Origin of the sequence: Speluncibacter jeojiensis (assembly GCF_029589495.1) — a bacterium.
Taxonomy (GTDB): domain Bacteria; phylum Actinomycetota; class Actinomycetes; order Mycobacteriales; family Mycobacteriaceae; genus Speluncibacter; species Speluncibacter jeojiensis.
Genome location: NZ_JAAIVF010000001.1, coordinates 815,969 through 839,015, shown reverse-complemented (window position 1 = coordinate 839,015; position 23,047 = coordinate 815,969). Strand labels below are relative to the sequence as shown.

Here is a 23,047-nt window from a genome sequence, read left to right as displayed (position 1 = left end):
GCTGACCTGCGTGCCGGGTACGGTCGTGCGGTGGCAGCAACACACGGCACGAGGGCGACGCTGGACAAGCAGCCCCGCGAGGTCGCCTCGATGTTCGACGGCGTCGCCAAGCGGTACGACCTGACGAACACCGTTCTGTCCTTCGGCCAGGACCGGGTGTGGCGCGCCGCGACCCGAAGGGCGTTGTCGCTGCGCCCGGGCGAGCGGGTGCTCGATCTCGCTGCCGGCACGGGTGTGTCCACCGTCGAGCTCGGCCGGTCCGGTGCGTGGTGCGTGGCCACCGACTTCTCCAAGGGGATGCTCAAGGCGGGCCGGACGCGCCCGGTGCCGATGATCGCCGGGGACGCGATGCATCTGCCGTACGCCGACGGCGTGTTCGATGCGGTGACCATCTCGTTCGGGCTGCGCAACGTGGTGCAGTTCGACGAGGCGCTGCGGGAGATGGCCCGCGTGACCAAGCCCGGTGGCCGACTTGTGGTCTGCGAGTTCTCCACTCCGGTGCTGCCGCCCTTCCGCACGGTGTACATGGAGTACCTCATGCGGGCGCTGCCGGCCGTCGCGCGCGCGGTCTCGAGCAATCCGGATGCGTATGTGTACCTCGCCGAGTCGATCCAGGCCTGGCCCGATCAGGAGTCCCTGGCGCGTCGCATTGCCGCCTGCGGATGGGGAAATGTACAGTGGCGCAACCTCACCGGCGGGATCGTCGCGCTGCATCGGGCGGTGCGCTGACGCCGGCCACCGGCGAATTTGTGACTTCTCCACCATATCTGCGCCGCTGTCGATGTAACGTCTGTGAAAGTCGACAATGCGGCTGGGAATTCCTGTCGGGTACCCAACCTGTCGAGGGGCCGTTCCCGGACGGTCGGAGGTCGGGGAGGAAATACCGATGCAGACCAAGGAGCGCGGCGAGGACAAGCCGAAACCCCTTCGTGTGCCACCTGTTCTGACGATGCCCGAGGCCGTCGGTGCCGAGTCCGCCGAGGGGCCGCTCGCCGGAGCTCCCGAGCCTGTCTCCCCTTCGCGCCAGGAGTCGAAACCCGCTGCGCAGACCCTCGTCGACAACCCTGCCGACACCCCTGCGGCCCGTCCAGCCGGCGAGACCGGCCGCGTCATGGTGCCGGGTGCGATGCTTCCGGGCGGACGCTACCGGCTGATCGAGCGGATCGGCGACGGCGACCAGGCGCAGTGCTGGCGCGGCCGCGACACGCTCATGGGCAGGGATGTCGCACTCACCCGGCTGGCCTTGAGCCGGCCGGATCCTGTCGTGGCGCACCGGATCGGTGCCCGCACGGCGCGGGCGTCGGCCGCCGACAACGGTCGGTCGGTCGCCCGCGTCTTCGACGTCGTGGAGACCCCGCTCGAGGTGGTCGTGGTGGCCGAGTGGATCCCGGGCTGGTCGGTGCTCGACGTGGCCGAGTCCGGTCCCGGCGCCGCCGGCGTGGCCCGGGCGCTGGTAGGGCTGGCCCGCGCGGGCGCCGAGGCGCATGCCGTCGGCGCGGTCCTGGGTCTGGGTGATCCCGCACGGTTGCGGATCGACGACCGTGGCCGGGTCGTGCTGGCGTTCCCGGGCGTCTCGCCCGAGGCCGATCGCGCCGGCGACCTGCGGGGGATCGGCGCCGTGCTGTACGCGCTGACCGCGCGGGTGTGGCCGGAGGACGAGGCGCGCGACCCGACCCCGCCGCGCCGCCTGTACCCCGAGGTGCCGATGCGCCTGTCCGCGCTGGCGGTCGACGCGTTGGGCGGGCGGGTCGCGGGCATCGCCACCGTGGTGGCCACGCTGGAGAGTTGCGGCACGTCCGACGGCGACCTCGAACTCGCCGACATCGAGCTGAACGAACTCGAGACGGACGGTGCGCCGGACCCCGCCAGGCGGGCGCAGGCACCCGGGAAGCACGCCGACGAGCCGACGGGCGGACCCGCCGCCGCTACTCCCGACGCGGCCACGGCCGACACCCCGGTGGCTGAAACCGCAGTGGCCGGCACCGCAGACGACGCACACAAGATCGATGCGGACGAACTCGACGCGGAGGACGAGGCCGGGGACGCCGATCTGCGGTCGTCCTGGCGGGCGGCGCTGATCGCCGGGATCGCGGTGGTGTTGACGCTGGCGACGATCGCCTGGCTGGACTGGTCGCCGCCGAAGCCGGACAACCCGCCGGCGCGGTCGGTCGCGGCGGTACATCCGGCCGCGCACGCCAAGGCGCCGATGGGGCCGGCGGTGCCCGCCCTGCCTCCGCCGCCGCCCCCTCCGGTGGTTCCGGTCGCCGCGGCCGTGTATTCGCCGCAGAAGTTCCCGGACGACGCCGCCGACGCGGGCCTGGCGATCGACCAGAACCCGGCGACGGCCTGGACCACCGACCCGTACCACCAGCAACTGCCGGCATTCAAGAACGGCGTCGGGCTGATCCTGACCCTGCCGGATGCCTTCGATCCGCACTCCGTGACGATCACATCGCCGACGCCGGGGACGCACGTCGAGATCCGGACTGCGCCCGGGCCGACCGGCGACCTCGCGCAGACCCAGGTGCTCGGTACGGCGGCGCTGGCCCCGGGCGTGACGACCATCCCGCTGACCCCGGGTGCGCCGGTGAACTCACTGCTGGTGTGGATCGACGGGCTCGGCCGGGTGGGTGACTTCTTCCAGTCGTCGATCCAGGACATCACGGTCGGGCGCTGACGCCCGCAACGCGCCGGCCGGGTCAGGACAGTTCGCTGATCGGGGTGGCCGGATCGATCGCCACTCCGAGGCGGCGCAGGTTCGCGTCGAGCACCTGCCACAGCGAGACCTCGAGGAATGCCGCGAGCTCCTCGCTGCCGATGGTCGGGTGCGTGAGCCACCGGTTGACGCTCACGTCGACCAGCCCGATCAGTCCGAACGCCAGCGGCTCGGCGGGGGCGGGGTCTCGTCCGGCCCGGGTCAGCACCGACTCGAGCAGCGTCGTCAACTGCACGCCGATCGCCGTCTTCGTCCCGGTCACCGCGCGGGATCCGGTGGTGCGCCGGGACGGTGAACCGATGCCCAGGAACTGGTGCAGCCGGGGCGACTCGACGATCCAGCTCAGGTAGGTCGAGACCGCACGGCTGATGGCCTCGCCGACCGTGCCCTCAGGGTGCAGGGCCGGCGCGATGTGGGTCAGCAGCCGGCCGAGGATCCGGGCCCGCAGCTGTTCGTCGAGGTCGCCGCGGTCTTTGAAGATCCGGTAGACGACCGAACGCGGCACCCCGGCGCGCTCGGCGATCTGCTGCACACCGACGTCGGTGCCGGATTCGTCGATGGACGCGATGGCCGCGTCGAGGATCTGCTCACGCCGCTGTGCCTTGTGCTCGTCCCATCGGGTGGCGCGTCCGTCCGGCGTGGCGCGTCCGTCCGGCGTGGTGCGTGTGTCCGACGGGGCGCCCGCGGGGCGGGCGGCGGTCTGCGCTTGTTCGGACATCAATCAGACGTTACCGCTTCGACCCTTGACGGGACGCAGTGTCTCACTTACTTTGACGGGACAGCGTGTCGCAGATAGTTCTGCCGTGAGCGAGGAGTCGCCAGATGGGTAACAGGGTTTTCGTCGTCGGCGTGGGCATGACGAAGTTCGAGAAGCCGGGGGCGCGGGAGTGGGACTACCCCGACATGGCCCGCGAGTCCGGAACCAAGGCACTGCAGGACGCGGGCGTCGACTACGCCGAGGTGCAGCAGGCGTACGTCGGCTATGTCTACGGCGAGTCGACCTCCGGACAGCGCGCGGTCTACGAGTTGGGTCTGACCGGGATCCCGATCGTCAACGTCAACAATAACTGCTCGACCGGGTCGACCGCGCTCTACCTCGCCGCGCAGGCGATCCGGGGCGGTCTGGCCGACTGCACGCTGGCGCTGGGTTTCGAGAAGATGCAGAAGGGCTCGCTGGGCTCGACCTACGACGACCGCGAGCAGCCGATGATGCGCCACCTGTTGGCGACCGCCGAGCTGCAGGAGTTCGCGATGCCGCCGGCGCCGTACATGTTCGGCGCGGCGGGCAAGGAGCACATGGAGCGGTACGGCACCACCGCCGAGCAGTTCGCGAAGATCGGGGTGAAGAATCACCGCCACTCGCAGAACAATCCGTATGCGCAGTTCCAGGACGAATACACGCTCGACGAGGTGCTCGGGTCGAAGCAGATCTACGGTCCGTTGACCAAGCTGCAGTGCTCGCCGACCTCGGACGGCTCCGGCGCGGTGGTGCTCGCGAGCGAGGACTTCGTCGAGCGCCACGGGCTCGTCGACCAGGCCGTCGAGATCGTCGGACAGGCGATGGTCACCGACCTGCCGAGCACCTTCGAGGACCGCAGCGTGATCAGCCTGGTCGGCGCCGACATGACACGCACCGCGGCGCGCAGCGTGTACGACCAGGCCGGGATCGGGCCGGACGACGTCGACGTCATCGAACTGCACGACTGCTTCTCGACCAACGAACTGATCACCTACGAGGCGCTCGGCCTGTGCGCCGAGGGGGAGGGCGGCAAGCTCGTCGACGCCGGCGAGACCACCTACGGCGGCCGCTGGGTCGTCAACCCGTCCGGAGGCCTGATCTCCAAGGGACACCCGCTCGGCGCCACCGGACTCGCGCAGTGCAGCGAGCTGACCTGGCAGCTGCGGGGCGCCGCCGACGCCCGCCAGGTCGCCGGCGCGGCCACCGCTTCGGGCGTCGCGCTGCAACACAACATCGGGCTCGGTGGCGCGGTCGTGATCACCGCCTACCGGCCCGCGCAGCGCTGAATCCGTTCGCTCTCCGATACATCCACCCCGAACATCCCGTCATCGCAAGGAGTTTCGTCATGGCATCGGTTTCCGTCTCCGTTCCCCTGCCCGTCGCACCCGAGAAGGCCTGGGATGCGCTGTCCGACCTGTCGCGCTGGGAGGAGTGGCTGTCCATCCACCAGAGCTGGAAGAGCGAGCTGCCCACCGAGGTCGCCCTGGGTGCGCGGTTCACCGAGGTCGTTTCCGTCATGGGTATGGCCAACAAGATCGAGTGGGAGGTCGTCGAGGTCGAGGTCCCCAAGCTGGTGAAGATCTCGGGCACCGGCATGGCCGGGGTGAAGGTCGAGTTCACGCTCAAGGTCGAACCCGACGGCGCCGGATCGAGCGTGGTCATCGACGCGTCGTTCTCCGGCACCATGATCGTCGGGCCGATCGGCAAGGCCGTCGCCAAGAACGCCAAGGCGGACCTCGAGACGTCGCTGGCCAAGTTCGCGGAGCTCTACGGATGACGACCGCCCAGAGCGTCGTGTTCGATGCCACCGGGCTCGGCGAGTGGACCGAGGAGCAGCGCTTCGAGGTCACCGCCGAGCGCATCGCCGAATACGCCGCGGCCACCAACGATCCGATCGAGCGCCACCTCCGCGGAGAGGTCGCGCCGCCGGTGTTCGCGGTCGTGCCGGTGTTCACCTCGATGGCGCCGGCGGCACTTTCCGTCGCCCCGGTCGAGCTGCTGATGAAGCTCGTACACGGCGAGCAGGACTTCCGCTTCCACCGGCCGATCCTGCCGGGCGACACCCTGATCGCCAGGGCCAAGCCGGTCGGGTTCGTCGGCCGGGAGAACGGTTCGACGGTCGTCGTGTACGCCGAAACTCGCACGGATGCAGGTGATCTGGTCAACGAGCAGTGGATGACGGCGTTCTTCCGCAAGGTCGACGCCGGTCCCGGTGTGGGGGAGCCCGCCCCGGAACACCGCTTCGACGAGGCCTTGCGCGAGTCCAGTCCGGTGGCCGAGGTGACCGCGCACATCGACAAGGACCAGACGTTCCGGTACTCGCCGGCCTCCGGGGATCCGATGCCGATCCACCTCGACGACGAGATCGCCAAGATGTCCGGTCTGCCCGGGATCATCAACCACGGCCTGTGCACGATGGCGTTCACCTCCTGGGCGGCACTGACCGAACTCGCCGACGGCCGCGTCGAACGGCTGCGCCGGCTCGCGGTGCGCTTCGCCAAACCCGTGCTGCCCGAACAAGACATCGACACCCGCTTCTGGGCTTCGCCCGTGAGTGAGTTGCGGGGTCCGGTGGGCGCACAGCGCGCACAGGCGTACGCCTACGAGACGACCGTCGGCGACGAACTGGTCATCAAGGACGGCCTCGTCGTCATCGGCGAGTGACCGTTTCTCGGCCTGACGCACTGACCCAACTGCACCGACTTGCACTGGAGGACAAACGAAATGGGAACACTCGACGGGCGTGTCGCGATCGTCACCGGCGCGGGACGGGGCATCGGCCGTGAGCATGCGCTGCTGTTCGCCCGGGAGGGCGCGAGCGTGGTGGTCAACGACCTCGGCGGCGCCAACGACGGCACCGGCGCCGACTCCGGGCCCGCACAGCAGGTCGTCGACGAGATCGTCGTGGCAGGTGGGAAGGCCGTCGCCAACACCGACAGCGTCGCCGACTGGGCCGGCGCGAAGGCGCTGATCGACCAGGCGGTGAGCGCCTTCGGCCGCCTCGACATCCTGGTCAACAACGCCGGCATCCTGCGCGATGCCTTCATCGCGGGCATGGAGGAGAGCCAGTGGGACGCTGTCATCGCCGTGCACCTGAAGGGCCATGCGGCCGCGTTGCACCACGCCGCGGCGTACTGGAAGGCTCAGTCCAAGGCGGGCAACCCCGTTGACGCTGCGGTGATCAACACGGCCTCGGCGTCGGGCACGTTCATGCCGAACGCCGGGCAGGGCAACTACGGCGCGGCCAAGGCGGGCATCGCCGCGCTGACGCTGGTCGCCGCCGACGAACTCGAGCGCTACGGCGTGCGGGTCAACGCGATCGCGCCGATCGCCCGGACCCGGCTGACCCTGGCCACCCCGGGCATGGGTGCGCTGTTCGCCGCCGAGGTGCCCGAGGGAGAGTTCGACGCCTTTGCGCCGGAGAACATCTCGCCGCTGGTCGCCCGGCTGGCCGCGGCGGACTGCAAGCTCACCGGAAAGGTGTTCGCCGTGCAGGGCGGCGCCATCACCGAGCTGGTCAACTGGCACGGCGGCGACACCATCGAGTCCGAGGGTCCGTGGACCATCGGCGACCTCACCGATCGGCTGGGCTGAGCCATGGGCAGGGGCAGCTACGAGCTGGGCTTGGGCCTGAGCGAGGAACACCGCGCGCTGGCTGAATCGGTGCGTGCCTTCGCCGAACGGGTCATCTCTCCCGACGAGGTGCGGGCGGCGCTGGAATCGACGACCGAGGACAAATTCCCGGCGTTCTGGCCGGCGCTGGTCGGTCAGGATCTGCTCGGGCTCGCGGTGCCCGAGGAACTGGGCGGTCAGGGCGGCGGGCTGCTCACCCTGGCGGTCGCGCTCGAGGCGCTCGGCCGCACGGTCGCGCCCGGGCCGTTCGCGGCGACGGCGCTTACGGGTGCGGTGCTGGCGGCGACCGACGCGAAGGCCGGCGTCGAACTGTTGCCGGGACTGCTCGACGGGTCCCGCACCGGCGCGGTGGCGCTCGACGGCGCGTTCCGGGCCGAGGCGGCCTCCGGCGGCTACCTGCTCACCGGGTCGGCCGACGCGGTGCTCGGTGCGCGCGGCGCCGACGTGCTGATCATCCCCGCCGAGGTCGACGGGACGCGCCGCTGGCTGGCCGTCGACGCGGGTCTCGTCGTGGTGCAGCCGCAGGACAGCATCGACCTGCTGCGGGGGTCGGCCCGGATCCAGGCCGACGGGGTGCGGGTCGACGCAGAGCGGGTGCTCGGCGACCTCGACGAGGCCCGGGTGCGCTCGATCGCCGCGGTGGTGCTCGGCGCCGAGGCGCTCGGCGGCATGTCCTGGTGCGTGTCGACCGCCACCGAATACGCCAAGACCCGTGTGCAGTTCGGCCGGCCCATCGGACAGTTCCAGGCGGTCAAGCACAAGTGCGCGAACATGGGTATCGCGCTGGAGAAGGCCCGCGCGGTCGTGTGGGACGCGGCCTCGGCCCTCGACGCCGGCGACGAGACCGCGGACTTCGCGGCCGACATCGCCGCCGTGGTGGTGCCGGACGCGGCGGTGCAGGTCGCGCAGGACTGCATTCAGGTGCACGGCGGGATCGGCTTCACCTGGGAGCACGACGCGCACCTGTACTACCGGCGCGCGCTCGCGGTCCGGGGCGTGCTCGGCACCCGCGACGACCGGGTCGAGCGGGTCGCGCGGCAGGCGTCGGCCGGGGTCGTGCGGCACGTCGAGCCGGAGCTGCCGGCGGAGGCCGAGACGCTGCGCGTGCCGGTGCGGTCGGCGTTGGCCGCCGTCGCCGCGATCGACGACGAGGACGATCAGCTGGTCGCGCTGGGCGACGGCGGCTGGGTGCAGCCGCACCTGCCGAAGCCGTACGGTCGCGGCGCCGCCCCGCTCGAGCAGATCGTCATCGCGCAGGAGATCGCCGCCGCGGGAATCGCGATGCCGCAGCTGCTGATGGGCGGCTGGGCCGTGCAGGCGGTGGTCGGGCACGGCACCGAGCGGCAGAAGCAGGATCTCGTCGTGCCGACGCTGCGCGGCGAGCTGGTGTGGTGCCAGCTGTTCAGCGAGCCGGGCGCGGGTTCCGACCTGGCGTCGCTGACCACGAAGGCGGTCAAGGTCGACGGCGGCTGGAAGGTCACCGGGCAGAAGATCTGGACCACCGTCGCCCAGTTCGCCGACTGGGCGATGCTCATCGCCCGCACCGACCCGGACAAGCCGAAGCACGAGGGCATCACCTACTTCGTGCTGGACATGGCCACGCCGGGTGTGACGGTGCGGCCGCTGCGCGAGATGACCGGATCGGCACTGTTCAACGAGGTGTTCCTCGACGACGTCTTCGTGCCCGACGAGAACGTGGTCGGCGCGGTGAACGACGGCTGGCATGTCGCCCGCACCACGCTGGCCGGCGAGCGGGTGGCGCTGAGCCAGAAGATGGAGGCCTACGCGACCGACAAGGACCTGCTCGCGTTCGCCCGCGGTCGCGAGCTGGGCGCGGTCGGCCGGTACCGATTCGGCGGGTTGATCGCCGAGAGCCAGGCCATCGACCTGATCGGTGCGCGGATCGTGCTCGGCCAACTGGCCGGCTCGGACGTGAGCACCACATCGTCGGTCGGCAAACTGCTCGCGATGGGGCTCGGCCAGTCGATCTCGGAGTTCGTCGTCGCCGAACTCGGGCAGGCGGGAGTGGTCGCCGTGCCGGGGCAGCCGAGCGACAAGGCGATGGAGCAGTTGATCGCGGGCCGCGCCACGACCATCTACGGCGGCACCACCGAGGTGCAGCTCAACGTGATCGCGGAGCGGATGCTCGGGCTGCCGCGGGACTGAGAGCTGGAAGTGGGCCCCGCCGGCTGTGCCGGCGGGGCCCGCCCGTGTCCGCGGCAGGCGCGGTCGTCGGTGGGCTCGATACAGTTCTGGCGGTGACCACCATCCACCCCTCTGCGAGCGACGCCAATTTCGAGGAATTGCGCCAGGACCCGTTCTTCGAGGTGGCCCGCGACCTCGCCGCCGACTATCTGGCCGACGCCTTCGACGACCCGGCGGCGGGGGAGGCGGACCGCTGGACGCTCAGTGCGTTGCCGTCGACCGACTACACGCCCGACCGGCACCGGTTGTTCACGCTGAACGTCGGGCCGATGGAGGTGCTGTACATCGAACGGTTCCTCGAGGTCGGCGAGATCGTCGACTACCGGGTGGCGCTCTGCCTGTCGCGGTCCGCGCTGCTCGGCGAGACAGGCCTGAACCCGGAGGGGCTCGCGATGCGGTATCCGCTGCTGCGCTTCCACGACACGGCCATGGTGTCCGCGGAGGGCGACGGTGTGGTCGTCGACTGGTTCGTCTCCGATGACGGTGCGGACGACCAGTTCTTCGATCTGCCGCTGGAGAAGGCGATCCGGCCCCTGGCCGAGCGTCTCGTCGCGAAGGGGCGCGGACCGTACGCCCAGTTCCACAACCGTGCCTTCGCCGCTGCCGTTCTCGCGGGTGGCGAACGATGAGCACGGCGGCGAAGCCGACCACGATGGCCGAGTCTCCGCCGATCCGGCTGCCGCGGGTGCTGCGCGAGGGCGACGACGCGGCCGCCGTCGACGTGTTGCAGGAGTACTTCACCCGCAAGCTCGTCAAGACCGGCTATCTGCGTACCGGGGCGCTGTGGGACGCATGGGATCCCAGCGGTCGACGCCACGACGACCGCGACGTCATCACCGCCGACGACCTCGTCGCCGTCACGCTGCTGTCGGTCGAGGTCCCCGCGCAGGGCGCGCTGTTCCTGTTGGGGGACAAGCGCGCCGAGCTGGCCGCGCTGCTCCGCGAGGTCGGCGATGACCGCGACCTCGCAGGCGAAGCCGAACCACTGACCGAGGACTCCCCGGTGCGCCGGCTCGAGGCCGCGCTCACCGAGATCCACGGCATCGGCCGGACCACCGCATCCAAACTCATTGCGCGCAAACGTCCCCGGCTGTATCCGATCTACGACCGCACGGTCGGCCTGCAACTCGGCACCGCGGTCGCGCACGTCGAACCGATCCGCGTCGCGCTGCGGGCGAACGACGGCGAGCTGCATCGTCGGCTGATCGACCTGCGCGAGCAGGCCGGTCTCGACGACTCGGTGCCGGCGCTGCGCATCCTCCACGTGCTCGCGTGGATGCAGGGCAAGAAGTACGTGCCACGGAGCTGACCTGCGACGGCGCGGCCATCGGGAGCCTTTCGGTGGTCCGGTCTATACAGTTCTGTTGGTCATCGACGACAGGACAGGCAGGTAACGGCACCCGTGATCACCGGTGGCATCAAGAATGCGGTCGACACAGTCGCCTCCCTGCAGTCCCGCGCGTTCCGGGGCGAGCTGTGAGCGCGCCGGTGTCGGAGATGCCGGTGTGGTCGGGGTTCCTCACTCCGGTCCTGGAGGTGCTCAGCGATGGCGACACCTGGAAAAAGCGGGATCTACACGAGGCAGTGGCCGACCATCTCGGCCTCACCGCCGAGCAGCGCGCGGAGACACTCCCATCGGGGCAGGGGCGCGCTGACAATCGGGTCGGGTGGGCACTCAGTGGCTTGTACCGGGCGCAGTTGATCGTGAAGCCGGCGCGGGCGACATTCACCATCACCGACGCCGGTCGCGCGCTGCTCGCCGTCCATCCAGCGGGGATCACCGAGAAGATCCTGAAAGCTGTTCCCGCATATCAAGATTACGTGCCGGTCCGCCAGCTGAACACAGTCACCGAGCCGATCGGTGATCCCGACACGCCCGCCGATCCGGTTGAGCAGATCGAAGCCGGCGTCTCGCGACTGCACGCGGAGGTCGCAGCCGATCTGCTCACGCGGCTGCGCGAGCAACACCCCGACTTCCTCGAACAGTCCGTGCTCGACGTGCTCGTCGCGATGGGGTACGGCGGCGCCGAGGGCAGGGCCACCCGCATCGGCGGCACCGGGGACGGCGGCGTCGACGGCGTCATCGACCAGGACCCGCTCGGTCTGGACCGAATCTACGTGCAGGCCAAGCGGTATGCCGCCGACAACACGGTGGGGCGGCCGGAGATCCAGGCGTTCGTCGGCGCGCTGCACGGCGTCGGCGCCGCCCGCGGCGTGTTCATCACCACGAGCGTGTTCACCTCCGGTGCCCGCGAGTACGCGCAGAACATTGGCACCCGGATCATCCTCATCGACGGCCGGCGGCTCGCGGCGTTGATGATCCGCTACGGCGTCGCCGTCCAGACTCGGCAGACCTTCACCGTCGTCGAGGTCGACGAGGACTACTTCGAATAGGAGCGTGCATTTCGGTGTGCAGCTGGTCGTCCGGCGGGGTGCCGCACTCCGGAAACGAGATCCGGCAGAGCCGATTCATGGCACCTGACCTGCAAATATACACAAACATGCACAAATAGAGAGTCGAGTGTGCAGGTGGGCTGCCCTCGATTCCCGAAGCGAACCCGGACTTCTTGTCGGTGGGCCTCGCTACAATTCGAACATGCTTTCGGGAGGCGGGGTTGGAGGGGGAGACCGGGTGGAACACCACCTGGCCGCCCTTGATTCCGCTGTCGAGGGCTTGCTGACGGAATCGCTGACCGGACTGTCCGAGGCCGACGTCGTGGAGTCCCTGCAGCGGATGGAGGTGTCGCTACGGAAGGCGTCCGTGGTGGGGCATCGGCTGATCGTCGAATCTGTCGAGCGATCCATTCCCGGGAACCTGGCGTGCAAGTCGATCAACGACTTCCTGATCACGACCCTGCGGATCTCGGCCGGGGACGCCGCCCGGCGAGTGAAGGGCGCGAAGAAGGTCGGCACCTGGCACACCGTCAGCGGGGATGAGATGGACGCGACGCTGCTGGCGACGGCGGCGGCTGTCCGCGCCGGAACGATCGGCCCCGATCACGTCGCCGCCATAGCGAAGACCATACGGAAGGTCCCCCACAGCGCCGGGGTCGACGAGATCGCCGTCGCCGAACAGATCCTGGCCGATCTCGCCTGCTCCACCACCCCCGAGGACGTGACCAAGGCAGGCATCCACCTGCTCGCACACCTCAATCCGGACGGCGACGTGCCGGAAGAGCGGGAACGCAAGCGCCGCCGCGGCATCCGGATCGGCAAGCAGGGCGCGGACCTTCTGACCCCTATGTCCGGGATGCTCGACCCGGAATTGCGGGCCCTGCTCGACCCAGTGCTCGCCAAGCTCGCTCGGCCCGGGATGAACAACCCCGACGACCCCGAATCCCCGTCCGGCGACGCCGATTCCCCGACCCTCGACCGCGCCGCCCTCGCGCAGGCCGCCGCGCGTGACGGCCGCACGCCTTCGCAGCGCAACCACGACGCGATGAAAGTGGCTCTGCAGAGCTTGCTCTCGTCCGGTGCGCTGGGCAGTCACCGGGGGCTGCCGGTCACCGCGATCATCACGATGACCCTGCAGCAGCTCGAAGTGGCGTCCGGGGTGGTGACCACCGCCTCCGGCGGGATCATTCCGATCAAGGATGCCCTCCTGATGGCCGAGAATGCCCACCCGGTCCTTGTCCTGTTCGACCACAACGGCCGGCCCCTGCACCTCGGCCGCAGCAGGCGGCTCGCCTCCGCGGATCAGCGGCTCGCACTCATTGCCGCGTCCCGCGGCTGTACTCGCCCCGGATGCGACGCCCCTGCCACCATCGCCGCAGTCCACCACGTCACCGAATGGAAGGACGGCGGCGGCACCGACATCACCAACGAGGACCTCGCCTGCGATCACTGCCACGCACTTGTCCACGAGGGACCCGGCGGCTGGAAAACCGAGGTGGCGCCGCCCGGCGCGGCCCATCCGGGCTGCACCGAATGGACCGCGCCGCCGCACATCGACCCAGAGCAGACGCCGCAGGTCAACCATCGGCACCACCTCGACCAGCTCATCGCCGGGGCACTCGCCCGCTATCGGGCACGGTGCGACGCAGGCCTGCGCCGACGGCGAGCGCAGTGGGAACCGCAGGATCGTCGGCGCACTGGTGAGAGCGATGAGAGCGACGGCGACGTTCCCTGACCATGTCGTTGAACACCAGGTCTTTGCATCCGCATGGCGACGGTCCGCCGCAGTGCCGCAACTGGGCCATGTCGTCGATGCTGTAGGCGTCGGCGCGATCCGCCACCTGCGTCCACGCCCGGGGGTGAGGCCGGATTGGTGTGAGTGGGGCTGGTTAAAGTGGGACGGTTCCGTGATGGGACGTACGAGGGGGATTCGTTGTGCAGGGTGGGGTTCAGGCTGTGATTCCGGTTGGCAGTGCCGGCTCCGACGCCGCGGTGTTCGTGCCGGCCGAGCCGATCGGCGAGGGGGATGCTCAGGCGCGGGTGCAGATGCGGACCTTGTCCGACGGTCGGCTGGCGCTGCTGGCGTACACGTCGTTGCCGTTGTTGGTGGCCGGGTGCGGGTCGGATCAGGGGTGGATGGGCATTCCGCAGGCGTGGGTCGAGTCGTTGCGGGTGCAGGTGGGGGCCGAAGGGATCGCCTATGACGTGGCTTTGCCGCCGCAGTCGCGGGTGAATCGAGAGGGGCTCGCATGAGCGGCGGCACGCTGGATGTGCGTGATCTCAATCCGTTGGCGCAGACACTCGCGACGAGCGCGATGGCGCTGGAACGGCTCGGGTCCAGTGCGCCGGCGGTGCCGGACGCGGGTTCCTCGACTGGGGAGGTCGGGTCCGCGTTGGCGACGATCTGTCAGGCGATGAGCAACCTGGTGGAGGCGACCGCGAAGTCGGCGGACCTGGTGCAGGCCAACGACAAGGCGTTCCAAGGTGCCGAGCACCAGAACGCGGCGGACCTGCACCGGGCAGCTAGGGGGCGTTGATGCCGATCGACACGCATGTGGCCGGGGACGAGAACTCGGTACGCGCCACCGCTACCAGCCTGCGCGGTATTGCGCGGGGCGCCACCGCAGGCGCTGACGCGTTCATCAAGGCCCGCAACGATTCCGAGTACCAGTGGGCGTCGGGGGAGGAGTTCCGGTCCCGGATGGGGCCGATGAGCAGGAGCGCCGACCAGATCGGTGAGCACTGCCAGGACATCGCCCGTGGACTCGACGAGTTCGCCGGATCGCTCGCGGCGGTCAAAGGCCACATGGCCGACATCCGTCATGACGCCCAGGCCGGGATGCTCACCGTCAGCGGGGACACCATAGACAATCCCGTGCTCGGTCGTACCGAGGCCGCCTACGCCGTTGACCGGGTGAAGATCGCCGCGTATCAGGCAAGCCTCGAAGCCGTCGCTGCCGCCCGCACCGATGAGGCCAACGCGCACAACATGCTCAACGAACTGCTCGTCGGCGGGAAGACGGCGCTGATCGATCTGCTCAAACAGTCCGTGTGGACCGTGCCGTCGACCGCCGCTGGTGCTGTCAGTTCCCTGGTGCAGAACTCTCGTGAGTGGGGCAAGCTCGCCGACCAGCGTGCCGACCAGGTCGAGTTGTGGCAGAAGATCATGAAGGCCGACGCCGGCGACCCGTACTGGGAGTCCATCGACGCGCGCAAGGTCGGTGTTTACGCCGCCGGCTACGACGAGTACTCGAGCCTGCAGAAGTCCAGCGCAGGCATCCTCGACAAACTGCACCTGTCCGAAGGCACCAAACTCCGGGGGTTCCTCGGGGCGACCGCCTCCGACATTCCGGGTATCGGCGGGGCATTCGGCGAGGTCGGATCCAAAATCCCTGTCGTTGGGACCGGTTTCGCGGTTGCACAGACCATTGCAGATGTCTCTCAGGCGCATGGGACGGCGGAGAAGGTCAAGGCGGCTGGTTCCGACATCGGCGGCACCGTTTTGGGCACCGTTCTCGGGGGCGGGGCCGAGACCGGGCTGATCGCGCTCGGTGTGGCTGGTGGTCCGGCCACGATCGGCGCGGTCGTCATCGGGGCCGGTGTCGCCTACGGCGTCGGCGAGGTCGTCAACCACTGGTCCGGCATCACCCACTTCATGGGAGACCTCTTCTGACATGACCAGCCCCTACCCGATCCCGGAACAGCTTCCGCCCTGTCCCGACGCACAAACCGGTCTGCCGCGGCCCCCGCAGGCACCCCGCGGCTACAAGGGCAAGAACCGGACCCCCACCAACCGGATCCCACGCAAAGCCCCGCCCCCACCCGAAGGTCAAGGCCCCCGGATCGAATGGTTCCAGGAATCCAATAGGTCATCCCTTGTGGCAGGGGGCCTGACCATCGTGTTCATGGCCGCGTTCTTCACACTCAGGAATGGGTTTGGCTGGGCGACGAACTGGGCGGTGTGGCTGACGTTCTTTCTGACCGGTCTGGCTATCTTTTCCTGCTTCCGTAATTCCTGGGTTGCCGCGGGAGCGAGATGGTTGCAGTGGCGTAAAGCGGGGTGGGTGGATGTCTACACCCTGACGAAGATCAACATTCGGGCGTCAGGTCCGAACGCCTACATCGACCTCGCGGACAGCGCCGGACGGTCGATCTCGCCGAAACTGTCCGACATCCAGGACAGTCAGCGCATCTGGGATCTGGTCTACAACGGCATCGTGCATTCGGTTGCGAACGGCACTGCGGACCCGGACCGCAAGACCAGGCTCAACCTCAAACTTCCCCCGCGCCCCTGAGGTCTGACCCGGAGAGCATGCTCCTGCGAGGACGGGGACTGCTGCACGATCAGGTCAAGATGTCACCTATCCATGCAGCAGCCCTGCGTCGACAGCCGGACAACCTGGCGCTGCAGAAGGTGCGGTCCGGAAAGGCCCTGACCACAGCCGATCTCGACTCCCTCGAGGAACTGCTCGCCCGCAGCAGGGCCGGTGAGCCCGAGAACCTCGAACGGGCGGTGGCCAACGCGCACGGACTCGGCCGCTTCATCCGGTCGCTCGTCGGGCTCGACCAGCAGGCGGTGCAAGAGGCATTCGCGGAATTCCTCGGTGAACGGACCGCCACTGCCAGCCAGATCGACCTCGTCAACCACATCGTCGGGTATCGGACCCGCCACGGCGAGATGGATCCGAAGCTGCCGTTCGAGGCGCCGTTCACCGACAGCGCCCCGCAGGGTCCGACGCAACTGTTCGAACCGGAGCGGGCTCGGCGACTGGTGCAGGTGCTGCGGACGTTCAACGCGTCGGTCGAGGTCAGCGCCTGACCGACACCCTCAGCTGAACGGCGGCCGCGCGTCCACCCGCAGCGACGCCCGCCCGGCGGTCCGCCACGACCGCGCCACCAGGTCCGCGTCCTCGTCGGTGACCAGGTTGCCCATCACCCGCACGGTCACGCTCATCAACGCGCGCGACCGCATGCCGACCGGGCCGGTGACCGGCAGGAACCGCGGCAGTGTCAACAGTCCGGCGAGCCGGCGCGCGATGGAGAAGGCGCGGCCATAATGCCTCCGCAGCAACGCGGGCCACGCATCGGTCAGGTCGGATTCGCCGAGCAGGTCGACGACCAGTCGGCCGCCCTCGAGGCCGTAGTCGATGCCCTCCCCGTTGAGCGGGTTCACGCAGGCGGCGGCGTCGCCGATCAGCGCCCAGTTCCTGCCCGCGACCGTCGAGACCGCGCCGCCCATCGGCAGCAGCGCGGACGCCACCGAGGTCAGTTCGCCCGACAGCGCCCAGTCGCCGCGCCGGGCGGTCGCGTAGTGGTCGAGCACGGGCCGCAGCGCGCCGGGTGCCGGGCGCTTGGCGGTCGCGAGCGAGCCGACGCCGATGTTGACCCGGCCGTCGCCGAGCGGGAACACCCAGCCGTAGCCGGGCAGCAGCGCCCCCTCCGGGGTGCGGACCTCGAGGTGCGAGGAGATCCACTCGTCGTCGTGCCGGGTGGAGTCGATGTAGGCGCGCGCGGCGACCCCGTAGGCGGTGTCGCGATGCCATTGCCGGCCGAGGATCTTGCCCAAGGGCGACCGCACCCCGTCGGCGACGATCAGTCGCTCGCAGCCGATCGTGTGCTCGCCGGACCTCGTGCGAAGCCGCACCGACCGGACCCGGTCGCCGTCGCGTCCCACCCCGATCGCCTTGGCGCCCTGCACCATTGCCGCGCCGTCGGCGACTGCGGTGCGACGGATCCGGTCGTCGAGGGTGCTGCGTGGTACGGCACTGCCGACCGGTGGCAGCGTGCCGCCGGGCCAGGGGAGTTGCAGTTCCTGGCCGAACCCGGTCAGCCGCAGGCCCCGGTTGACGGTGTGCGAGCGCGCCCATTCGCCCAGACCCAGCCGGTCGAGTTCGCCCATGGCCCGCGGGGTCAGCCCGTCGCCGCAGGTCTTGTCCCGCGGGAACTCTGCAGAATCGACGAGGACGACATCGCGTCCCGACCGCGCGGCCCAGGCCGCGGCCGCGGAGCCGGCCGGTCCGGCGCCGACCACGAGCACCTCGGTGCGGCCGGGCAGGACGGCCGGGTCGGGGAGGTTGTCGGACGATTCGGTGACCACGTATCCATCCTGTCAGCCGTCGCGGCGGGACCGTCCGCGGCGGCCCCCTGTCGGTAATCCGGCCCCGTGCACGTGGTGCTCGGCAGGTTCACTACCGTAGGGAGTTCTATGGGGAATTCGGCGTCGGCGAGTCGGGCACCGACGCCGGGACCCCGGACAGCGCCCAAGGCACTCGAGGACAGGACGGGTACTGAGATCGTGAGCACTGAGGGTTCGACCAACACGGTCGTTGCGGGGGTCGATCTGGGTGATCCCGGACTCGCCGCCGTCGTGCGCGGGCGTCTCGGCGAGGTCGAGGACCTGCTGACCAGCGAGCTGTCCACCGGCGAGGACTTCCTCACCGAGGCGGCGCTGCACCTGGCGAAGGCCGGCGGCAAGCGTTTCCGCCCGCTGTTCACGGTCTTGACCAGCCAGTACGGGCCGCGCCCGGAGGATCCGGAGATCATCACCGCGGCCGCCGTCGTCGAGTTGGTCCACTTGGCGACGCTGTATCACGACGACGTGATGGACGAGGCCTCGATGCGCCGCGGCGCCGTCAGCGCCAACTCGCGGTGGGGCAACAGCGTCGCGATCCTGGCGGGCGACTTCCTCTTCGCCCACGCGTCGCGGCTGGTCTCCACGCTCGGGCCCGACGCCGTCGAGATGATCGCGATGACGTTCGCCGAGCTGGTCACCGGCCAGATGCGCGAGACGGTCGGCGCGAAGGAGGGCAGCGACCCCGTCGAGCACTACCTGAAGGTGGTGCGGGAGAAGACCGGCTCGCTGATCGCCGCTTCCGGCCGCTTCGGTGGCACGTTCTCGGGTGCCGACGAGGCCCAGACCGAGTGCCTGTGGCGACTCGGCGACGCAGTCGGGACCGCCTTCCAGATCTCCGACGACATCATCGACATCTCATCGGTGCCCGACCAGTCCGGCAAGACGCCCGGCACCGACCTGCGTGAGGGAGTCCACACCCTGCCGGTGCTGTACGCGCTGCGCGAGGAAGGCGCCGATGCCGACCGCCTGCGCAAGTTGCTCGACGGCCCGGTCACCGACGACGGCGTGGTCGCCGAGGCGCTCGAACTGCTGGAGCGGTCGCCCGGCATGGACAAGGCGAAGCGCAAGCTCGGCGAGTACGCAGACCGGGCGCGGGCCGAACTCGCCACGCTGCCGGCGGGACCGGTCACCGAGTCGCTGCTGCGCCTGGTCGACTACACGGTCGAGCGGGTGGGCTGAGCCCGCGACACGGTGTCCGGGGAACGCCTTCCCGCCCCGGTTCGTTGAGATGATGGGCTTCCCGCGTGGGCGGGAGGCTCGCTCGACTGCAGTTGACCGGCGACCTCGCCGCCGGACACCCGGGGAAGGAACGGCATGCACTCGCACGGAAACGGCCTCAAGACCGCGGGTCTGATGATCGGCATGTCGGCGTTGATCGTGTTCATCGGCGCGCTGTTCCGCAGCCCCGCCATCCTGATCATCGCGATCGTGCTGGCCGTCGGCATGAACGCGTACGTGTACTTCAACAGCGACAAGCTGGCCCTCAAGGCGATGCACGCCATCCCGGTCACCGAGGTCGAGCAGCCGGTGATGTACCGGATCGTCCGCGAACTGGCCACCGCGGCGCACAAGCCGATGCCGCGGCTGTACATCAGCCCCACCAACGCCCCCAACGCCTTCGCCACCGGACGCAACCCGCAGAACGCGGCGGTGTGCTGCACCCAGGGGATCCTGCAGATCCTCGACGAACGTGAGCTGCGGGGCGTGTTAGGCCACGAGCTTTCGCACGTCTACAACCGCGACATCCTGATCTCCTCCGTCGCCGGCGCGCTGGCCGCGGTCGTCTCCGGTCTGGCGAACATGGCCTGGATCGCGGGCATGTTCGGCGGAGGACGCGGCGACGACCGGGCCAACCCGTTCGCGCTGATGCTGGTGTCGATGTTCGGTCCGCTGGCGGCCGGCATCGTCAAGATGGCCGTCTCACGGTCGCGTGAGTACCAGGCCGACCAGTCCGGTGCCGAGCTGTGCGGGGACCCGCTGGCGCTGGCCTCGGCACTGCGCAAGCTCGAGATGGGCGTGCAGGCGGCGCCGCTGCCGCCCGACCCGAAGATCGCGGCGCAGTCGCACATGATGATCGCCAACCCGTTCCGCGCGGGTGAGCGGATCGGCAACCTCTTCGCCACCCACCCGCCGATGCCGCAGCGGATCGAGCGGCTCGAGCGGATGGCGGGCCGGCAGCTGCCGTGAGCCCTGCTAGCGGTAGTTGACGAACTGCAGCGCGATCCCGAAGTCCTCGCCCTTGAGCAGAGCGATGACGGACTGCAGATCGTCGCGCTTCTTGCTCGACACCCGCAGCTCCTCGCCCTGGATCTGCGCCTTGACGCCCTTGGGCCCCTCGTCGCGGATCTTCTTGGAGATCTTCTTGGCGTTCTCGCTCGAGATGCCCTGGACCAGCGATCCGGTGATCTTGTAGATCTTCCCCGACGCGGCGGGCTCGCCGGCGTCGAACGCCTTGAGGGAGATGTCCCGGCGGATCAGCTTCTCCTTGAAGACCTCGAGCGCGGCGTTGACGCGCTCCTCGGTCTCGGCGGTCAGCGTGATGGCCTCCTCGCCCGACCACTCGATGCCGGCACCGGTGCCGCGGAAGTCGAAGCGGGTGGCGAGTTCCTTGGCGGCCTGGTTCAGGGCGTTGTCCACCTCCTGCCGGTCAACCTTGCTCACCACGTCGAAGGACGAATCAGCCACTGCACACTCCAGAGATCGACATCGGGTTCTGACCGGGACGACGCTATCGGGTCGAGGACCCCGCGGGTCGGCAACCCCGTTTTCCACCCGGTTTGCACTTCGGGGGGACTCTCGTTGTATTCTGCTTGTCGCATCGACGCACGAAGTTGTTCAGCGTCGTAGCACCAGGCAGGTTGCCCGAGCGGCCAATGGGAGCGGACTGTAAATCCGTCGGCTTATGCCTACGTAGGTTCGAATCCTACACCTGCCACCGAGGTCGGCCCCGGTCCACACGGACCGGGGCCGACTTGCATTTCCCGGGTCCGGCGCGGTCTTCCCGATGCCGCCGTCCGGAGGCGATGGCGGCGCCGCCGGCCCGGGGTCCGCGGGTATATACGGGTAGGTGACCACGTAGTTCTGCCGTGGTGTGGCGGAGTTCACGCGACGACGATGAACTCGTCGAAGACCGCGCCGCCCGATGGCGGCCCCGCAGAACGCAGAGGTCACTTCATGCCCGAACTCCAACTCCGCCTCGCCCCCTCCGCCGCGCTGCGCTGGGAGGGTGCCGGACCTGCGAGCGACCGACCGGCGATGGTGCTGCTGCCGGATCTGTACCGCACCCGCGGCGACTACGACCGCGCGGTCGCCAGGCTGTCGGATCACGGGCAGCGTGTGTTCACCCCCGACCGCCTGTCCGAGGACCTCGACGAGGCGATCGCCGACCTCGAGCGGTTCCTCGACGACCTCGCCGAGTCGGTCGTGTTGGCCGGGCACGGTCGCGGCGGCGCGGTCGCGGCCGCGGTGGCGAGTCGGCGGCCGGGGCAGGTCACGAAGCTGCTGCTGATCGACGCCGTGGTGTCCGAGGCCGACGCGGCCGCAGGGCTCGCGGAATCGGTTGCGCGGAGCCTTCCCGTGGCGGTGCTGTGGGGTCGTGACGGCGAGTTCGATCCGGGCGCCGGGTACCGGACGGTGCGTGGCGCGCTGGGCGGTGCCGCGACGTTCACGGTCCCGGGATCGCACGACTGGCCGATCGAGCGGCCGGCCTCGTTCGGCTTCGCCCTGCGGACCGTGCTGGCCGAACCGGCCGGGGTGTCCGGATGAGTCTCGGGGAGCGCTGGTACGACCGGGCTGACAACGGTCACTCCGTGTCGTTCGGTGTCGTCGGGTCCGGTCCGCCCGCGCTGTTCCTGCACGGGTTCGGTCTCACCCACCACACCTATCGGGGCGCGCTGCGGCGCCTGGCCGCGCAGGGGCTGCGGGTTTACGCGCCGGCGCTGCCCGGCTTCGGCGGCACCGACGCGTTGCCGAACGCGCAGCGCAACATCGCCGGCTACGCACGTTGGGTGCACCGGTTCCTCGACGACCAGGGCATCGACGAGCCGCTCACGTTGGTCGGGCACTCCTTCGGCGGCGGTGTCGCGATCCGTGCCGCGTTCGAACGCTCCGAGCGGATCCGCCGGCTGGTGCTGGTGAACTCGGTCGGCGGCGGTGTCTGGTCCTCTCGGAGCGGCGACCACCGGCCGCTGCGCGAGCGGCCGCTGTGGGGATGGGGTGCGGCGGCGCTCTCGGATGCGGTCGCCACCCGTCCGCCGCTGTCGGCTCTCGCCGCCATCGCCACCGACACGATGGCCAACGCGCTGCGGAACCCCGTGGAGGTCTGGCAGATCTCGCGGCTGGCGCGCACGGCAGACCTCCGCTACGAACTCGACGTCTTGGCGCGCCGGGGACTGCCGGTGGGGGTCGTGTGGAGCAAGGGTGACACCTTCATCCCGCGTGCCAGCTTCGAGCAGCTGCGGGCGGCACTGGGTAACCCGCACGTTCACCACGTGCCGGGGTGCCACGGCTGGCTGATCGGCAATCCCGACCGTTTCGGGGCGGTCATGTCCACGGTGCTGGGCCGCTTGCTGCCGGACCTGTCTGTGGCCGGGTGACCGGTTCCGGGGCCACGTGCCGGCCCTTGCCGAAGCTGTCGTGAATTGGTTGTTTTCCATGTCTGACCAGTCGGTTTGGCGTGTGCGCCCGGAAGTGTGTAACCTTCTGGGGGCTTGAGCGCAACGAACGGACTCCCGGTTCGAGTATCGGGAGAACAAAGGTGCGCAGCGAGCATGCCCCCTTAGCTCAGTCGGTAGAGCGTTTCCATGGTAAGGAAAAGGTCAACGGTTCGATTCCGTTAGGGGGCTCGCTGGATTCGACGGTCCCAGCGGCCGTCGGCCGACAAGGCGGTGTAGCTCAGTTGGTAGAGCAAACGACTCATAATCGTTGTGTCGCCGGTTCAAGTCCGGCCATCGCTACACAACACAAATGACCGAACGAGACGTCCGGCCGGATCACCGAGGGTGAGAAGGTCGCACGCTTCGACCGCAATCAGCTCGACCCGAAGGAAGGCATCCCGTGGCCGCCACCGACGTTCGCCCGAAGATCACGCTGGCCTGCGAGGTATGCAAGCACCGCAACTACATCACTCGCAAGAACCGCCGTAACGACCCCGACCGCCTCGAGCTGAAGAAGTTCTGCCCGAACTGCGGAACCCACCGGGCGCACCGCGAGTCTCGCTGATACGTCC

At 69.5% G+C, this 23,047-nt stretch carries 24 protein-coding genes and 3 tRNA genes; 24 read left to right on the top strand and 3 right to left on the bottom strand.

Features of this window, described 5'->3' with window-relative positions:
• The first annotated feature begins 30 nt into the window (after window positions 1-30).
• Together G4X40_RS03505 and G4X40_RS03500 are read left to right on the top strand one after the other, a co-directional pair.
• Window positions 31-729, top strand: a complete 699-nt coding sequence (locus tag G4X40_RS03505) for a demethylmenaquinone methyltransferase (protein ID WP_277830167.1) — start codon at window positions 31-33, stop codon at window positions 727-729.
• Window positions 730-886: 157 nt separating this feature from the next.
• Complete coding sequence (locus tag G4X40_RS03500; protein WP_277830166.1) at window positions 887-2,677, top strand: protein kinase family protein; 1,791 nt, start codon at window positions 887-889, stop codon at window positions 2,675-2,677.
• A 22-nt stretch (window positions 2,678-2,699) separates the two neighbouring features.
• Here the strand turns inward: G4X40_RS03500 and G4X40_RS03495 are convergent, their stop codons facing one another.
• A complete protein-coding gene (locus tag G4X40_RS03495) occupies window positions 2,700-3,434 on the bottom strand; it encodes a TetR/AcrR family transcriptional regulator (RefSeq protein WP_277830165.1) in 735 nt (244 codons plus the stop codon).
• 104 nt (window positions 3,435-3,538) lie between these two features.
• Between G4X40_RS03495 and G4X40_RS03490 the strand changes: the two genes are divergently transcribed.
• From G4X40_RS03490 to G4X40_RS03425, 14 genes are all read left to right on the top strand, one after another.
• Window positions 3,539-4,741, top strand: coding sequence for a lipid-transfer protein (locus G4X40_RS03490; RefSeq protein ID WP_277830163.1), 1,203 nt, complete (start codon window positions 3,539-3,541; stop codon window positions 4,739-4,741).
• Window positions 4,742-4,800: 59 nt separating this feature from the next.
• Window positions 4,801-5,232, top strand: coding sequence for a type II toxin-antitoxin system Rv0910 family toxin (locus G4X40_RS03485; protein ID WP_277830162.1), 432 nt, complete (start codon window positions 4,801-4,803; stop codon window positions 5,230-5,232).
• Entirely contained in the window at window positions 5,229-6,119 is an 891-nt protein-coding gene (locus G4X40_RS03480; protein WP_277830161.1) for a MaoC/PaaZ C-terminal domain-containing protein, read from the top strand. The genes G4X40_RS03485 and G4X40_RS03480 overlap by 4 nt, the downstream gene beginning before the upstream one ends.
• A 60-nt stretch (window positions 6,120-6,179) precedes the next feature.
• A complete protein-coding gene (locus tag G4X40_RS03475) occupies window positions 6,180-7,049 on the top strand; it encodes an SDR family oxidoreductase (RefSeq protein ID WP_277830160.1) in 870 nt (289 codons plus the stop codon).
• A gap of 3 nt (window positions 7,050-7,052) precedes the next feature.
• Window positions 7,053-9,254, top strand: a complete 2,202-nt coding sequence (locus G4X40_RS03470; RefSeq protein WP_277830159.1) for an acyl-CoA dehydrogenase — start codon at window positions 7,053-7,055, stop codon at window positions 9,252-9,254.
• Window positions 9,255-9,346: 92 nt separating this feature from the next.
• Entirely contained in the window at window positions 9,347-9,922 is a 576-nt protein-coding gene (locus G4X40_RS03465; RefSeq protein WP_277830158.1) for a hypothetical protein, read from the top strand.
• Between the two features lie 23 nt (window positions 9,923-9,945).
• On the top strand, window positions 9,946-10,602 hold the full coding sequence (locus tag G4X40_RS03460) for a DUF6308 family protein (RefSeq protein ID WP_277831244.1): 657 nt from the start codon (window positions 9,946-9,948) through the stop codon (window positions 10,600-10,602).
• A 167-nt stretch (window positions 10,603-10,769) separates the two neighbouring features.
• Window positions 10,770-11,687, top strand: coding sequence for a restriction endonuclease (locus G4X40_RS03455; RefSeq protein ID WP_332520398.1), 918 nt, complete (start codon window positions 10,770-10,772; stop codon window positions 11,685-11,687).
• Between the two features lie 238 nt (window positions 11,688-11,925).
• Window positions 11,926-13,422 (top strand): HNH endonuclease signature motif containing protein, encoded by a 1,497-nt coding sequence (locus G4X40_RS03450; protein WP_277830156.1) that lies wholly within the window; start codon window positions 11,926-11,928, stop codon window positions 13,420-13,422.
• Window positions 13,423-13,643: 221 nt separating this feature from the next.
• Window positions 13,644-13,940, top strand: coding sequence for an SAV_915 family protein (locus tag G4X40_RS03445; protein WP_277830155.1), 297 nt, complete (start codon window positions 13,644-13,646; stop codon window positions 13,938-13,940).
• Window positions 13,937-14,224, top strand: coding sequence for a hypothetical protein (locus G4X40_RS03440; protein ID WP_277830154.1), 288 nt, complete (start codon window positions 13,937-13,939; stop codon window positions 14,222-14,224). The genes G4X40_RS03445 and G4X40_RS03440 overlap by 4 nt, the downstream gene beginning before the upstream one ends.
• On the top strand, window positions 14,224-15,360 hold the full coding sequence (locus G4X40_RS03435; RefSeq protein WP_277830153.1) for a hypothetical protein: 1,137 nt from the start codon (window positions 14,224-14,226) through the stop codon (window positions 15,358-15,360). The genes G4X40_RS03440 and G4X40_RS03435 overlap by 1 nt, the downstream gene beginning before the upstream one ends.
• A gap of 1 nt (window position 15,361) precedes the next feature.
• Complete coding sequence (locus G4X40_RS03430) at window positions 15,362-15,982, top strand: hypothetical protein (protein WP_277830152.1); 621 nt, start codon at window positions 15,362-15,364, stop codon at window positions 15,980-15,982.
• Between the two features lie 17 nt (window positions 15,983-15,999).
• Window positions 16,000-16,506 carry a type I restriction-modification enzyme R subunit C-terminal domain-containing protein gene (locus tag G4X40_RS03425; RefSeq protein WP_277830151.1) on the top strand — a complete coding sequence of 169 codons (507 nt, stop codon included), beginning with the start codon at window positions 16,000-16,002 and terminating at the stop codon, window positions 16,504-16,506.
• Between the two features lie 9 nt (window positions 16,507-16,515).
• Here G4X40_RS03425 and G4X40_RS03420 read toward each other — a convergent pair whose 3' ends face one another.
• On the bottom strand, window positions 16,516-17,784 hold the full coding sequence (locus G4X40_RS03420) for a geranylgeranyl reductase family protein (RefSeq protein ID WP_277830150.1): 1,269 nt from the start codon (window positions 17,782-17,784) through the stop codon (window positions 16,516-16,518).
• Window positions 17,785-17,982: 198 nt separating this feature from the next.
• On the opposite strand from G4X40_RS03420, the gene G4X40_RS03415 reads away from it, so the two are divergent.
• Both G4X40_RS03415 and htpX read left to right on the top strand, forming a co-directional pair.
• Window positions 17,983-18,999: a polyprenyl synthetase family protein gene (locus tag G4X40_RS03415; RefSeq protein ID WP_408642104.1), complete on the top strand. Its 1,017-nt coding sequence runs from the start codon at window positions 17,983-17,985 to the stop codon at window positions 18,997-18,999.
• Between the two features lie 135 nt (window positions 19,000-19,134).
• Window positions 19,135-20,007, top strand: a complete 873-nt coding sequence (gene htpX / locus G4X40_RS03410; RefSeq protein ID WP_277830149.1) for a zinc metalloprotease HtpX — start codon at window positions 19,135-19,137, stop codon at window positions 20,005-20,007.
• A gap of 6 nt (window positions 20,008-20,013) precedes the next feature.
• Here htpX and G4X40_RS03405 read toward each other — a convergent pair whose 3' ends face one another.
• On the bottom strand, window positions 20,014-20,505 hold the full coding sequence (locus tag G4X40_RS03405; RefSeq protein WP_277830148.1) for a YajQ family cyclic di-GMP-binding protein: 492 nt from the start codon (window positions 20,503-20,505) through the stop codon (window positions 20,014-20,016).
• Window positions 20,506-20,672: 167 nt separating this feature from the next.
• Between G4X40_RS03405 and G4X40_RS03400 the strand changes: the two genes are divergently transcribed.
• From G4X40_RS03400 to rpmG, 6 genes are all read left to right on the top strand, one after another.
• A tRNA-Tyr gene (locus G4X40_RS03400) sits at window positions 20,673-20,755 on the top strand.
• A 239-nt stretch (window positions 20,756-20,994) separates the two neighbouring features.
• Window positions 20,995-21,585, top strand: coding sequence for an alpha/beta fold hydrolase (locus G4X40_RS03395; RefSeq protein WP_277830147.1), 591 nt, complete (start codon window positions 20,995-20,997; stop codon window positions 21,583-21,585).
• Window positions 21,582-22,415, top strand: a complete 834-nt coding sequence (locus tag G4X40_RS03390) for an alpha/beta fold hydrolase (protein ID WP_277830146.1) — start codon at window positions 21,582-21,584, stop codon at window positions 22,413-22,415. The genes G4X40_RS03395 and G4X40_RS03390 overlap by 4 nt, the downstream gene beginning before the upstream one ends.
• 176 nt (window positions 22,416-22,591) lie before the next feature.
• Window positions 22,592-22,664 (top strand) — tRNA-Thr (locus G4X40_RS03385).
• Between the two features lie 38 nt (window positions 22,665-22,702).
• Window positions 22,703-22,775, top strand: a tRNA-Met gene (locus G4X40_RS03380).
• 100 nt (window positions 22,776-22,875) lie between these two features.
• Complete coding sequence (gene rpmG / locus G4X40_RS03375) at window positions 22,876-23,040, top strand: 50S ribosomal protein L33 (RefSeq protein ID WP_277830145.1); 165 nt, start codon at window positions 22,876-22,878, stop codon at window positions 23,038-23,040.
• Window positions 23,041-23,047 lie beyond the last annotated feature (7 nt).